Consider the following 12,852-nt stretch of genomic DNA (forward strand, 5'->3'; position numbering starts at 1 on the left):
CAGATACGGGATTTCTTACTCTTCCACAACAGCCAGGATATCGCTGTCTCTCAGGATGATGTAGTCTTTCCCATCCAGGGTCACATCACTGCCGGAGTATTTGGCGAATACTACAACATCCCCAGCTTTGACTTCGGAAGGAACCCGGGTACCGTTTTCCAGCAGACGGCCCGTCCCGACGGCAACGACTTTACCAGTCTGGGGCTTGTCTTTATGTGCCGTATCCGGCAGGTAGATCCCGCTGCTGGTTTTTTCTTCCTGCACAATCGGTTCAACTACAACATGGTCATCCAAAGGTTTTAACATCTTACAGATCCCCTTTCAGTTTCTATGAGCAATTTTGGTATTTTCTGGTGTTATTAGCACTCATTTCAATGGAGTGCTAACTACAGTATCTATAATAGCATGTTTCAAAAAAAAATCAAGCCCTTTGACTATTTTTTATCAAAAGGCTTGAAAATTTTCTGCTGAAGCTTTTCTACTACTTTCTCATAATTCCCGGGCCGGTGAGGGAACAGACAATCACTGCAGTCCTTCACCCCATTTGCCAGGAGTTTGAACTTCCCTCCACATTCCGTTCCCAGTAAATACAGGGGACAGTAGCAGAACAGACAGTTGAAATGGTCCGGATCCGCACCCTTGTGACAGGGAAAGTATTCACATTCCCGGTGGGAAAAGCATTTATAATGGAAGCTCATTTCTGGAAAGCTTCCCAGGCGCTGGCCAGCTGGCCGAATTCTTCCATGGAAAGGCTTTCTCCTCTCCGCTTGGGATCGATGCCCGCTTTCACCATCAGTTCCTTCACCTGATCTGCCGAAAGGCCCAGGCTCTTCAGACAGTTGCTCAGCATCTTCCGGCGCTGGGAAAAAGCCGCCCGCACCACCTGGAAAAAGGCTTTGGAGCTGGCACTCACCGGCGGCTGTTCCCGTTTTTCACAGACCACCACCATGGAATCCACCCTGGGGGCGGGCATGAAATCGTGAGCCGGTACCGGAATGGCCAGCTTGGGCTGGGAGTAATACTGGAGAGCCAGAGACAAAGGCCCGTAATCCTTTCCTCCCGGCGAAGCGATCATCCGCTCCGCCACTTCCTTCTGCACCATGACCACCAGCCGTTTCAGAGGCAGATCCTGTTCCAGCAGGGCAAAAATGATGGGCGTGGTAATGTAATAGGGCAAGTTGGCGGCCACTGTAAATGGCTGGTGTTCCGTCACTTCTGCCAGATCGATTTTCAGCACATCCCCGGGCACGATTTCCACATTGTCGTAGCCTTCCAGGGTCTTGGCCAGTACCGGCAGCAGGCTGCGGTCGATTTCCACGCTCTTCACCCGGGCGCCGGTTTCCGCCAGGGCCTGTGTCAGCGTACCGATGCCCGGACCGATTTCCAGCACCAGGTCATCGGGTCCGATCTGGGCATGCTCGGCAATGCCCCGTACCACTTTTTCGTTGATGAGGAAGTTCTGTCCGAACTTCTTCTTGGCTTTCAGCCCAAAGGTCTCTAAGATATACCGGGTCACTTCCCGGCTGGCGATCACCGGATGCAGCACAGTGTCCATGGTCTTCCCCCTATTTCTCTTCCTTGTTCACTTGATCCAGGGCAGCCTGGAATTCTTCCCGGGTCACACCGTAATTGTTCAGCCGGTGGACCAGCTGTTTCACATTTCCATACCCGATGCCCAAAATGGCACCCAGCCGATCCCTTTTCGCGGCAGCCTCCGGCGAACCGGACAGACCGGAAACAAATAAGTCCCGAGAGGAAAATTCCTTTCGGGGCTCCATTTCCTGGAAACGCACCTTCGACAGGGCTTTGCGGATGGCCTCCGGCTGGGCCTGTTCAATCCCCACATCGTGGTGGGCCAGAGCCTCAGCCTTGGGCACGAAAGCCTGCCCGGCCTTGGGGAACCGCTCCGTAAGGAAATTACGGATCCGCTCCCCGGCGCCGTCAGGATCAGTCATGATGATGATCCCGCGTTTCTTGTAGGCTGCTTCGATCAGAGCCAGCGTATAGGGAGCCAGGGTAAAGCCACCGGTTTCGATGGTATCCGCCTCCACGGCTTTCTTCACCGCCACGGTATCCATCTTTCCTTCTACGACCAGCACTTCTTTCAGCACGATTTTCTCCTGTGATTACAAAAAGTAAACGGTTACATCCCGTCGGCCCCAGTCCATGGCATCACCGTAGTCATCCATGTACAGGTCGATGGTATTGCCATTAATGGCACCGCCGCAATCCGCCGCTACAGCAAATCCGTAACCGGGGATGTACATCCGGGTCCCGTAAGGGATCACATCCGGATCCACGGCCACAACGCCGTGATAGGGTACCACACCCGTGGAGGTAAGTCCTGTACCGCTGCCTTCCGCCATGGTGTAAGCCGAAGCTTCAAACGCCTGGGCAGAACGGTAACGGACGAAACCACGGGAAGTTTCGATCATATTCAGGTTATTCCCCGTACCTACTTCCACGATTTCAGAGACAGGCTCCGTGACGACCTCCGAATGGAGTTCCTGTCTTACAGTCTCGCTGCCCACCTTGACTTCCCGGTAGATTACCTTTTCCACACCATTCTGGCCGGCAGAGATTACATTCTGTCTGCCACGGGGCAGATCGTCGTTGTTACGCATCTCCACCTGGTAAGGGATCTCACGGGTTTCCGTGGTCAGTTTGTCTTTGGGAGAGAGGATGCGGATGGTCATATCGGGGGTCACTTCCGTGTCCAGCCCAGGGTAGACCTGGTATCCTTTATAATCTACTCCCACTGCATTCAATACGTCTCGCACAGTTTTGCGCCCGATAGTATATTCGGTGGTCCTTCCGCCTTTCCATACTTTCACAGGCATGGCCCGCAGTACTTCAATGGTGGCACCGTCGCTGAACTTCTCGCTGCCGGCTACTTCGTAGCCATCCGCCTTCTGGAGTACAACACCGGCTTCTTCCAGAGCCCCCTGAACAGTCAGGGCTCGTGTCTTCAGGGTAATGGTCTGTCCGTCCACTTTAATGCTTACTTCCTTCGGCTGAGCCGCAAAGCCCACAAAGTTGACACTTGCAGCCAGCATCAGGCAGACAATAATCCACTTACAGGGACGCTTAAAAGGTTGTGATTTTCGCAAAATTTCGCCTCCTTGAAATGCCTGCATTGTAGCATAAGAAGGCGCTTTCTGTCAAAATCAAATTAGTATGTGGTACTAATTCTATACATTTATCTTGTGAAAATTTGTGACGTTTTTGTATAATATACAGCCGTTTTATCGGGTTTTCAGACGAAAAAATAAAGTTTCAGCATTTCTTGTTGAACTTTTCATGATCTTTTCCGGTGTGGTTCCCCGCAGCTGAGCTGCCCGCTCTGCCACGATGGCCGTGTAAAGAGGGTTATTCCGTCTGCCCCGGTAAGGCACCGGCGCCATATACGGGGAATCTGTCTCAAACAGGATCCGGTCCTCCGGTACTTTGGCCAGAATGGACCGCACTCCCCGGTCGTTCTTGAAAGTGCTGGTACCACCGAAACCCAGATACCAGCCCAGGGACAATACCTCTTCCGCCATGGCCCAATTGCCGGAAAAACAGTGGAGCACACCCTTGACCCCCTGCCCTGCTTCCCATATCACTTTCATGACGTCCTCGTGGGAGTCCCGGTCATGGATGATCACCGGCAAGCCCACTTTCCGGGCCAGTTCCAGCTGCCGGGCCAGGTATTCCTGCTGCAGGTCGTGGGGAGAATTCTCATCATTATAATAGTCCAGGCCGATTTCCCCGATGGCCACTACCCGGGGATCAGCGCACATGGCTTCAATGTCTTTCAGTTCATCGAAGCTGCTGTGGCCCAGTTCTTCAGGATGGATTCCCACCGCTGCCCACACGAAAGGATACCGGTGAGCCAGGGCCAAGGCCTTTTTTGAGCTGAGAAGATCACAGCCGGGATCAATGATCCCGGCCATGTTCTCTCCGATTTTCCGGAGCAGTTCTTCCCTGTCAGCGTCGAATTCTTCCACGTCCAAATGGGCATGGGTATCGAACAAAGGAAGCTTATCCATTTTTATTTCACCTTGCTGCCGGAAGCGATGCCCGGAACTTCTGCCAGCTTCAGGTTCCCCTTGCCGTCGGAAGCAGCCAGCAGCATGCCGCGGGATTCCACGCCACGCAGTTTGGCCGGCTTCAGATTGGCGATAACAATCACATTCTTGCCCGCCAGTTCCTCTTCCTTATAATAGGGAGCGATACCGGATACGATGGTGCGGTTTTCGTCGCCCACTTTCACGTCCAGCTTCAGCAGCTTGTCGGCATTTTCCATTTTTTCAGCTTTCAGGATGGTGCCCACCCGCAGGTCCAGCTTGCCAAAATCATCGATGGTGCACTGATCAGGAGTCACCACACCAGCGGTTTTCGTATCAGCTTTCTTTTCGGCCTTTTTGGCTTTCGGTTCAGCTTTGGCAGCAGGCTGCTCCTCTTCTTCGATCCGCGGGAAAATGGGCTGGCCCTTCTGCACTTTGGTGCCATCAGGAAATTTGCCCCAGGCCACTTCATTCAGATCGAACTGTTCAGGAACCGGCAGCCCCAGCTGTTCGAAGATCTTCGGTGCGGAGAACGGCATCATGGAAGAAATCAAAATGGCAATGTTCCGCACAGCATCAGCCAGGTTGTACATGACAGCTTCCAGCCGCTTGGCCTGGGCCGGATCCTTGGCCAGGATCCAGGGAGTGGTTTCGTCGATATATTTGTTGGCAGCGCCGATGTAAGCCCAGATGGCCTTGATTCCGTCATTCAGAGCATATTTGTCCATGGCAGCCCGATAGTTTTTCAGGGTTTCGGCAGCCAGACCACGGAATTTCTCATCCACTTCGTTGCCTTCCACCACCGTCTTGTGGACGATGCCCCCATGATACTTGTCGATCATGGAAACAGTCCGGTACTGCAGGTTACCCAGGTCGTTGGCCAGGTCGGCGTTGAACCGTTTGATCAACGCTTTGCGGGAGTAGTTGCCGTCGCTGCCCAGGTTGATTTCCCGCAGCAGGAAGTAACGGACAGCATCAGCGCCAAACTCCTGGATGGGTTTCACCGGATCCACCACGTTGCCTTTGGACTTGGACATTTTGTCCCCGTCTACGACCAGCCAGCCGTGGCCGTACACTTCCTTGGGCAGGTCGAAGCCCATGGCCATCAGCATGGCCGGCCAGATGATAGTATGGAAACGGACGATTTCTTTGCCCACCAGGTGCAAATCAGCGGGCCAGAACCGATTGAACTTGTCCATATCCTGACCGAAGCCGATGCCAGTGAAGTAGGCCAACAGGGCATCGAACCATACATATACCACGTGTTTGGTATCGAAAGGAACGGGAATACCCCAGTCAAAGCTGCTGCGGCTGATGCACAGGTCTTCCATGCCCTGTTTGATGAAGTTGATCATTTCGTTGCGGCGGGATACGGGCTGGATGAAATCCGGATGGGTTTCAATGTAATCCAGGATCCGGTCCGCATATTTGGAAATCCGGAAGAAATAGCTGGATTCCCTCATTTTTTCCACAGGACGGCCGCAGTCGGGGCATACGCCGCCGGCTTCCTCCACCTGGTGTTCGGTCCAGAAGGATTCGCAGGGTACGCAGTACAGGCCTTCGTAGTCTTTCTTGTAGATGTCTCCCTGGTCATAGACTTTCTGCAGCAGGGTCTGCACGGTTTTTTCGTGTTCCTTGCTGGAAGTGCGGACAAATCTGGTGTAGCTGACTCCCAGCATTTCCCACAGCTTCTTGAAGTCGGCCACGATCTTGTCGGTGTATTCAATGGGTTTCACCCCATTGGCTTCCGCTTTGCGCTGGATCTTCTGGCCGTGTTCGTCACTGCCGGTGATGAACTGGACATCAAAGCCGTTGGCCCGTTTGTACCGGGCAATGGTATCAGCGATGGTCGTGCAGTACGCATGGCCGATGTGCAGGTCGGCGCTGGGATAGTAAATAGGCGTCGTAATATAAAAAGCAGGTTTTGTCATGATCGTTCCCCTTTTTCCATAGAAATGTTCACTAATTTTATATCATATCACAAAAACGGGGGAAAATAAATGGAAAGAGACGGGGTGCAGCCGTCCCTTTCCATTTATGATTCTCTCACCAATCGATTGTACAGTTCTCTCTTTGGCACTTTATATTGTTTGGCCACCCGGGCCAGGGCTTCTTTTTTGTCCGTACCCTGGGCCATAAGATTCTTGACCACATCCAGAGGGTCTCCCTGAGGTTCTTCTTTTTCTGCCTTTCCCTGCTCCACCACCAGCACGAATTCACCCCGGATGGGCCCTTCCTGCAGATGCTGCCGACAGATGGAAATGCTGCCCCGAAAGAATTCTTCGTGGAGCTTGGTCAGTTCCCTCCCCATGGTCATCTTCCGGTCGCCCCACACCTCTTCCATATCCTGGAGCACGTCCAGAATCCGGTGAGGCGCTTCATATAAGACCATAGTAGCCGGAATGTTCTTCCATTCTTCCAGCTTTTCCTTCCGGTTTTTCCGGCTCTTGGGCAAAAAAGCCCCGAAAAAGAATGGGGTACTGGTCAGTCCTGACGCCACCAGAGCCGTCAAACAGGCATTGGCTCCGGGCACGGGCACTACTTTGATTCCCGCTGCAATAGCCTGCTGAGCAATCAGTTCCCCCGGATCCGAAATTCCCGGGAATCCGGCGTCCGTAACCAGGGCAATGTTTTTGCCTCTTTCCAGGGCTTCCAGCAGTACCGGTCCCTGCTTTTCCTTATTGTGTTCATGATAGCTGATCAGCTGCCCGTGGATACCGAAATGGGTCAGCAGCTGCCGGGTGTGCCGGGTATCCTCAGCGGCGATCAGGTCCGCTTCCTGCAGCATCCGCACAGCCCGGGGCGTCATATCCTCCAGGTTGCCGATGGGTGTGGCACACAGGTACAGGGTCCCTTTTTCATTTTCCATGTTCTTCTGTCTCTTCCTTCCCGTAATAAACCAGTGTCTGCCGACTGTAGCTGCCGTCCTCATTGTACATGATGAGGGGCGGCAATACCTCCAGCCCTGGCCGCCCGCCTTTCACGAACTCTGCCAGAAAGATCCAGGCCGGCCGTTCCACATAGCTGTGGACCCACTGCAGCCGTTTCAGTTCCAGGTTGTACTGCATTCCCAGCTTCACCGCGTCAGTGAACCGCTCTGGCAGCTGCACCAGAGCGAACCGCCCCTTTGTCTTCAACGCATAGGCCGCCGCCCGGAAAAAATCTTCCAGGGTCGTGCCCACCTCATGGCAGGCCGCCTGTCCCACCTGCCGCTTCCGTCCTCCGATACGGTATGGCGGATTGGCCGCCACCAGGTCCATGGTGTCACAGGGCAGCTGCTTATAATCCCGAAGATCCAGTACCTTCGCCTCTACCCGGTTCTCCAGGCAGTTGTCCTGGATGCTCCGCCGAGCCAGTTCCACCACATGGGCGTTGATGTCCACGCCCAGTACCTTCGCCGCACCCCGGTTGGCCAGAAGAAGGCTCACCGCACCAGTTCCACAGCCCAGTTCCAGCACCCTGGCCTTCTTCACCAGATGAGGAAAGGCCGCCAGGAACACTGCATCCGTGGTAAAGCAGAACTCCCCTGCATCCTGCCAAATCGTAGTCACACCGTCAGGCAGGCAGTCCTGCCGCCAGGTTTCACTCATTTTTTCTCCGTCCTGGCAGATTCCACGATTTCATCCCATGCCACGGTCACCCGGTTGCCCGGTGAAACTTCCACGGTCACGGTCTGTTCCCGCCGGCTGATGCTCATGATCATGCCCTCACCGCTGGGAGTCACTACCTTCATGCCGGGGCGGGGCACAAAATGGTGTTCCTTCTTCTTTTCCCGCTTTTTGCAGCAGTTGCCGCAGTACATGTCGCTTTCATACTTCAGGCAGCACAGAAGCCGGCCGCAAATTCCGGAAATCTTGGTGGGATTCAGGGACAGATTCTGCTCCTTGGCCATCTTGATGGACACGGGTTCGAAATCTCCCAGGAAGGTAGCGCAGCACAGAGGCCGTCCGCAGCAGCCGATACCGCCCAGCATCTTGGCCTCATCCCGCACGCCGATCTGCCGCAGCTCGATCCGGGTACGGAACACAGCTGCCAGGTCCTTCACCAGTTCCCGGAAATCGATCCGTCCGTCGGCGGTGAAATAGAAAATGATCTTGCCCACATCGAAAGTGTATTCCACATTCACCAGGTGCATGGCAAGCTTCCGGGCCGCAATCTTCTTTTCGCAGATGACGAAGGCTTCCTTTTCCTTCCGGTGGTTCTCCGCCACCTTCCGGGCGTCAGCCTCGGTAGCTTTGCGGATGACGGTTTTCAGGGGAGAGACGATTTTGCTGTCCTCCACATCCTGCTGAGGAATCACCACTTCCCCGTATTCAATGCCACGGGCGGTTTCCACGATCACATGGTCTCCTTTTTCCAGTTGGTACTCACCTGGAGAGAAATAGTAGATTTTACCGGCTCTCTTGAACCGGATTCCAACGATGGTTTCCATAGGTTTCTCCTTTATGTCAAATCAACTGTGCAATTGATGGATTTCCAAAAAAAGGCCTTCCAGGGCCAGCCGCCGGCTCACAAAGGAACTGATGGCCTGCCGGGCTTCTTCGCAAAGCTCTATGGCCCGGCGCACCTGATGTTCCGTCCAGTCGGCAAAGAACATTCCCAGCCGCTGGTGCAGGTCTTCATTATATAAAGGCTGGGGCAGCCCGGTGGTGAGGAAGAGCCCGTCCCGCAAAATCAGGAGCAGCAGTTCCATGAGCACCAGGCCCTCCGCCCGATCATTTTTCGTCAGCCAGCTCTGGCTGCTGGTGTACACCAGCAGGTCGTCCCGGCCCGACTGTTCCAGCAGGTCCAGGATTTCTTCCCGCAGCGTCAGGGCGTCCAGCCGGAACCATTCCAAAGCCTTTCCTGCCGAACCTCCCGCCAGACGGGCCAGGACGGGCAGCTGCTGCCGCCATCGGTTCTGTACCGCATCCAAGGGTACGTCCGCCACGGCTGCCGGCCGGTCCGTTTCCGTTACAGCAATGGTCTCCAATACCCGCTCTGTTTCTTCATAGGAAAGCGGGTCGAACCGCAGCTCGATGAGCCGGCTGCGGATGGTGGGCAGCAGCCACTCCACCTGGTCCGCCACCAGAAGGAACAGCCAATAGTCCGGAGGCTCCTCCAGCAGCTTCAAAAGGCTGTTCTGGGCTTCTTCCCGCATGGTGTGGGCCTGGTCGATGAGGCATACCTTATATCTGGACAGCCGGGGGCCGAAAGCCGCCTGGGCCGAAAGGGCATGGATGGCATCCACGCCGATGCCCTTGCTCTTGCCAGAAGGCCCCACCTCCAGGAAATCCGGATGGGCATCCGCCTCCATGGCCCGACAGCTGGCACAGCAACAGGGCGCAAAGGGATCCTCCGTGCAGAGGAAACTTTTGGCAAACGCCCGGGCCAGCTTTTTCTTGCCGATACCCTCCGGTCCGTAAAACAGCAGGGACGGGGTCTTCCGTTCCCCCTTCAGCATATTCTGCAGGAATTCTTTTTCCGTCCGGTGTCCAATGATGGTGTCCCACATAGTCCAATCTCTTTTCCAGAGCCGCCCGGTTTCAGACCAGCCCTTCCAGTTTTTTGATGATTTCTTCCATGACCACTTCCGGATCCCGTGCAGCATCGATCACCAGGATCCTTTCCGGGTCTTCCCTCGCCAGCTGCAGGTAGCCTGCCCGTACGGCATCATGGAATTCCAGTCCCTGGAGTTCGAACTTATCCACCACGCCCCGGTCATTCCGGCGCTTGAGCAGCACCCGTGGATCTCCGTCCAGGAGGATTGTCACATCCGGCTGCAGGCCGCCTGTGGAAAAATTATTCAGCTTCCGCAGCTGCATCAGATCCATATGGCGCAAGATGCCCTGGTATACCAGGGTAGAATCGCTGAACCGGTCACAGAGCACGACTTTGCCCTCGGCCAGAGCCGGACGGATCACCTTGTCCACATGGTCCGCCCGTGCCGCCAGGTGCAGCAGGGTCTCGGTCTGGGCCGAAACGGCATAGGCCGGATCCAGTACCAGTTCCCGGATCTGTTCCGCCGCATCCGTGCCCCCGGGTTCCCGGGTCAGCACCACCTGCCGGCCGTACAGCCTGAACCAGTCCACCAGTTTATGGGCCTGGGTGGTCTTGCCGCCTCCGTCAGGCCCTTCCAGCGTTATGAACAAACCTTTTTTCTTCATACCAATACCTCAAATGTGCCCAGGGTGGGATCATGGGGTCCGCTTACCTGGAGCTTTTTTTCCTGTAATCTCCGGCTGAAAGCAATCAGTTCCTCTGTCAGCCGTTCTCCCGGCATAATCAGCGGAATGCCGGGCGGATAGAAGCTCAGAGTCTCTCCGGCCACCCGTCCGGCCGCCTCTTCAAACGGAACCATTTCCTTGGCGGCAAAGAACGCCTCCCGAGGCGGCAGCACCTGTTCGGGGATGGAGAGGACCGGCGGTACCGGCGGCAGTTCCCGCAGGGGTTTCCGCAGGCCATCCAGCACCGTAGCGATACGCTCGGCAATGGTCGGAAATGCATCATTGTCATCTGCATAGGTCACCAGAAACAGCACATGATCCTGATCCACCAGTTCCACGGCAATGCCAGCCTGACGCAGGGCATCGGCCGCTTCCGGCCCGGTGATGCCCAACTGGCTCACCTGGATGGTCACTTTCCCCGGATCCAGGGCCACCACGCCGCCTTTCCCGTTCAATTCGTTTTCCAGCACCGGCAGCCCGGGCACCTGGTGCAGCGCTTTCCGCAGTACCGCAGCCGCCCGTACAGAAGCTTCCGCCATGGCAGCGCCTTTTTCTTCCAGCTGGGCCCGTGCCCCGTCCAGGGCTCCCATCAATAAATAGTTGGGGCTGGTGGTGGTCACCAGGCTCATGGCCTGCTCCATGGCTTCCGGCCGCAGGCGTTCATAGCGCACCTGAAGCAGGCTGCACTGGGTCATGGCGCCCACAATCTTATGGGTGCTCTGGGCCGCCGCATCCGCTCCGCACTGGACAGCGCTGGGAGGCAGCATATCCGAAAAGCCCAGATGGGGACCATGTGCTTCATCGACCAGCAATACAGCGCCGTGCTGATGGGCCATGTCTGCGATTTTTTTCGTGTCCGCCGCCAGCCCGAAATAGTTGGGCGTGGTCAGGAATACGGCTTTCAGATCCGGATGCCTGGCAAAAGCCTCTTCCACCTGTTCCGGGCTCAGCTGCAGAGAAAGCCGCCAGGTATCTTCATAAGCCGGCTGTACATACACCGGCTGCAGACCCGCCAGGATCATTCCGCCCAGCACGCTGCGGTGGCAGTTCCGGGGTACCAGGATCCGGTCCCCGGGCCGCAATGCTCCCAGGAGCATACCGTGGATCACCCCGGTCGTGCCGTTTACACCCAGGAAACACCGGTCAGCGCCATAGACTTTCGCAGCCAGGGCTTCAGCCTCCCGGATGCACCCTTCCGGGTGGTGGATATCATCCAGTTCTTCCATCAAACTGACATCACTTTCCAGGGCCACATCCCCCACCAGGTGGCGCAGGGCCGAGTCCGCTCCCCTGCCCCCTTTGTGTCCGGGAGTATGGAGAGGATATACATGAGCCTGACGGTATGTTTCCACTGCCGTCAAAAGCGGTCGTTTCACAGTCACGTGGCTTTTCCCTCCTTCGCAGTACCTTTTATTTTATCATACCTGGAAAGAAGGCAAAAGGGCGGGCTTTACAAAAATTTGACAGGACCTTTGCAGACTCTCTATTGCTTTTTCTCATGAAACCTTCCATAATGAAGCTGTACCCTATTCCATAAAAACAGCGACGCACAAGGAGGCGCATGATATGAGAGATTTGAACATCATCCGCGAGAAAAAAGGATTCATCAGTGATATGGACGGTGTGATCTACCACGGCAGCACACTGCTGCCCGGAGTGAAAGATTTTGTGGCCTGGCTGAAAAAAGAAAAGAAACAATTCCTGTTCCTGACCAACTCCAGCGAGCGTTCCCCCCTGGAACTGCGAAAAAAACTGCTGGCCATGGGGCTGGACATCGAAGAAGACCACTTCTACACCAGTGCCCTGGCTACGGCCCATTTTCTGAAGACCCAGTCTCCTGGCTGTTCGGCGTACATCATCGGAGCCCATGGGCTCATGAATGCCTTATATGATGCGGGCATCACCTACAACGACGTGAACCCGGAATATGTGGTGGTAGGCGAAACCACCGGCTATAATTATGAAATGATCATCAAGGCCACGGAACTGATCCACAAGGGCGCCAAGCTGATCGGCACCAACAGCGACATGACCGGTCCCAGCGACCGGGGCATCATCCCGGCCTGCCGGGCGCTCATCGCCCCCATCGAACTGGCCACGGGCAAAAAAGCCTATTTCATCGGCAAACCGAACCCTCTCATGATGCGTACGGGTCTGAAACGCCTGGGCGTCCATTCGGAAGATGCGGTGATGATCGGCGACCGGATGGATACGGATGTAATCGGCGGCGTGGAAAGCGGCATGGAAACGGTGCTGGTACTTACCGGCGTTTCCAACCGGGACAATATCAAACATTTCAGCTACCAGCCTCACTATATTCTGAACGGCATCGGAGACATCGTGCCGAAGCAGAAGGCTGCACAGGCGCAGTCCCGCTGAGTGAGATAGGGTTAGTGGTTAGTGGTTAGTGGTTAGTGGTTAGTGGTTAGTGGTTAGTGGTTAGTGACTAGTAAACCGTAAACCGTACCCCTTGTCAAGGACAGTTTCTAAAAGTAGAACCCCCTGTTTTAGACAGTTCAACAATTCTGGTACCTTCAAAATGGACATCTGGTAATTGTCTATCAGAAGGCCCCCCAACCATCCAATCACATGCGCGG

Annotated in this window: 14 protein-coding genes; 1 reads left to right on the forward strand and 13 read right to left on the reverse strand. The window is 55.3% G+C overall.

What is annotated here, in order from left to right; all coding sequences use genetic code 11:
• Window positions 1–15 precede the first annotated feature (15 nt).
• The 13 genes from groES to ACR0QW_RS04600 form a co-directional block, all read right to left on the reverse strand.
• The gene (groES, locus tag ACR0QW_RS04540) at window positions 16–306 is read right to left on the reverse strand and encodes a co-chaperone GroES (RefSeq protein WP_432642526.1); all 291 of its coding nucleotides are present in this window, start codon (window positions 304–306) and stop codon (window positions 16–18) included.
• A 128-nt stretch (window positions 307–434) separates the two neighbouring features.
• Window positions 435–698 carry a cysteine-rich small domain-containing protein gene (locus ACR0QW_RS04545; RefSeq protein ID WP_432642527.1) on the reverse strand — a complete coding sequence of 88 codons (264 nt, stop codon included), beginning with the start codon at window positions 696–698 and terminating at the stop codon, window positions 435–437.
• Window positions 695–1,555 carry a 16S rRNA (adenine(1518)-N(6)/adenine(1519)-N(6))-dimethyltransferase RsmA gene (rsmA, locus tag ACR0QW_RS04550; RefSeq protein ID WP_432642528.1) on the reverse strand — a complete coding sequence of 287 codons (861 nt, stop codon included), beginning with the start codon at window positions 1,553–1,555 and terminating at the stop codon, window positions 695–697. Before rsmA ends, ACR0QW_RS04545 begins: the two co-directional genes overlap by 4 nt.
• 10 nt (window positions 1,556–1,565) lie before the next feature.
• Window positions 1,566–2,111, reverse strand: a complete 546-nt coding sequence (gene rnmV, locus ACR0QW_RS04555) for a ribonuclease M5 (RefSeq protein WP_432642529.1) — start codon at window positions 2,109–2,111, stop codon at window positions 1,566–1,568.
• Window positions 2,112–2,126: 15 nt separating this feature from the next.
• Complete coding sequence (locus ACR0QW_RS04560) at window positions 2,127–3,110, reverse strand: 3D domain-containing protein (protein WP_432642530.1); 984 nt, start codon at window positions 3,108–3,110, stop codon at window positions 2,127–2,129.
• Between the two features lie 135 nt (window positions 3,111–3,245).
• The gene (locus ACR0QW_RS04565) at window positions 3,246–4,031 is read right to left on the reverse strand and encodes a TatD family hydrolase (RefSeq protein WP_432642531.1); all 786 of its coding nucleotides are present in this window, start codon (window positions 4,029–4,031) and stop codon (window positions 3,246–3,248) included.
• 2 nt (window positions 4,032–4,033) lie between these two features.
• Entirely contained in the window at window positions 4,034–5,980 is a 1,947-nt protein-coding gene (gene metG, locus ACR0QW_RS04570) for a methionine--tRNA ligase (protein ID WP_432642532.1), read from the reverse strand.
• A gap of 104 nt (window positions 5,981–6,084) precedes the next feature.
• Complete coding sequence (gene rsmI, locus ACR0QW_RS04575; RefSeq protein ID WP_432642533.1) at window positions 6,085–6,918, reverse strand: 16S rRNA (cytidine(1402)-2'-O)-methyltransferase; 834 nt, start codon at window positions 6,916–6,918, stop codon at window positions 6,085–6,087.
• Window positions 6,908–7,639 (reverse strand): tRNA1(Val) (adenine(37)-N6)-methyltransferase, encoded by a 732-nt coding sequence (locus ACR0QW_RS04580; RefSeq protein WP_432642534.1) that lies wholly within the window; start codon window positions 7,637–7,639, stop codon window positions 6,908–6,910. The genes rsmI and ACR0QW_RS04580 overlap by 11 nt, the downstream gene beginning before the upstream one ends.
• A complete protein-coding gene (locus tag ACR0QW_RS04585; protein WP_432642535.1) occupies window positions 7,636–8,481 on the reverse strand; it encodes a PSP1 domain-containing protein in 846 nt (281 codons plus the stop codon). The genes ACR0QW_RS04580 and ACR0QW_RS04585 overlap by 4 nt, the downstream gene beginning before the upstream one ends.
• Before the next feature lie 21 nt (window positions 8,482–8,502).
• Window positions 8,503–9,543, reverse strand: coding sequence for an ATP-binding protein (locus ACR0QW_RS04590; protein ID WP_432642536.1), 1,041 nt, complete (start codon window positions 9,541–9,543; stop codon window positions 8,503–8,505).
• Window positions 9,544–9,574: 31 nt separating this feature from the next.
• The gene (tmk, locus tag ACR0QW_RS04595) at window positions 9,575–10,195 is read right to left on the reverse strand and encodes a dTMP kinase (protein ID WP_432642537.1); all 621 of its coding nucleotides are present in this window, start codon (window positions 10,193–10,195) and stop codon (window positions 9,575–9,577) included.
• Entirely contained in the window at window positions 10,192–11,637 is a 1,446-nt protein-coding gene (locus tag ACR0QW_RS04600) for an aminotransferase class I/II-fold pyridoxal phosphate-dependent enzyme (RefSeq protein ID WP_432642538.1), read from the reverse strand. The genes tmk and ACR0QW_RS04600 overlap by 4 nt, the downstream gene beginning before the upstream one ends.
• Before the next feature lie 184 nt (window positions 11,638–11,821).
• Between ACR0QW_RS04600 and ACR0QW_RS04605 the strand changes: the two genes are divergently transcribed.
• Window positions 11,822–12,634: an HAD-IIA family hydrolase gene (locus tag ACR0QW_RS04605; protein ID WP_432642539.1), complete on the forward strand. Its 813-nt coding sequence runs from the start codon at window positions 11,822–11,824 to the stop codon at window positions 12,632–12,634.
• The last annotated feature ends 218 nt before the right edge of the window (window positions 12,635–12,852 follow it).

Source organism: Acidaminococcus sp. (assembly GCF_050873445.1).
Taxonomy (GTDB): Bacteria; Bacillota; Negativicutes; order Acidaminococcales; family Acidaminococcaceae; genus Acidaminococcus.

Excerpts from the sequence above, each read along its gene's own strand:
- groES (WP_432642526.1), bottom strand. The coding sequence starts at position 306 with ATGTTAAAACCTTTGGATGACCATGTTGTAGTTGAACCGATTGTGCAG.
- ACR0QW_RS04545 (WP_432642527.1), bottom strand. The coding sequence starts at position 698 with ATGAGCTTCCATTATAAATGCTTTTCCCACCGGGAATGTGAATACTTT.
- rsmA (WP_432642528.1), bottom strand. The coding sequence starts at position 1,555 with ATGGACACTGTGCTGCATCCGGTGATCGCCAGCCGGGAAGTGACCCGG.
- ACR0QW_RS04565 (WP_432642531.1), bottom strand. The coding sequence starts at position 4,031 with ATGGATAAGCTTCCTTTGTTCGATACCCATGCCCATTTGGACGTGGAA.
- metG (WP_432642532.1), bottom strand. The coding sequence starts at position 5,980 with ATGACAAAACCTGCTTTTTATATTACGACGCCTATTTACTATCCCAGC.
- rsmI (WP_432642533.1), bottom strand. The coding sequence starts at position 6,918 with ATGGAAAATGAAAAAGGGACCCTGTACCTGTGTGCCACACCCATCGGC.
- ACR0QW_RS04580 (WP_432642534.1), bottom strand. The coding sequence starts at position 7,639 with ATGAGTGAAACCTGGCGGCAGGACTGCCTGCCTGACGGTGTGACTACG.
- ACR0QW_RS04585 (WP_432642535.1), bottom strand. The coding sequence starts at position 8,481 with ATGGAAACCATCGTTGGAATCCGGTTCAAGAGAGCCGGTAAAATCTAC.
- ACR0QW_RS04590 (WP_432642536.1), bottom strand. The coding sequence starts at position 9,543 with ATGTGGGACACCATCATTGGACACCGGACGGAAAAAGAATTCCTGCAG.
- tmk (WP_432642537.1), bottom strand. The coding sequence starts at position 10,195 with ATGAAGAAAAAAGGTTTGTTCATAACGCTGGAAGGGCCTGACGGAGGC.
- ACR0QW_RS04605 (WP_432642539.1), top strand. The coding sequence starts at position 11,822 with ATGAGAGATTTGAACATCATCCGCGAGAAAAAAGGATTCATCAGTGAT.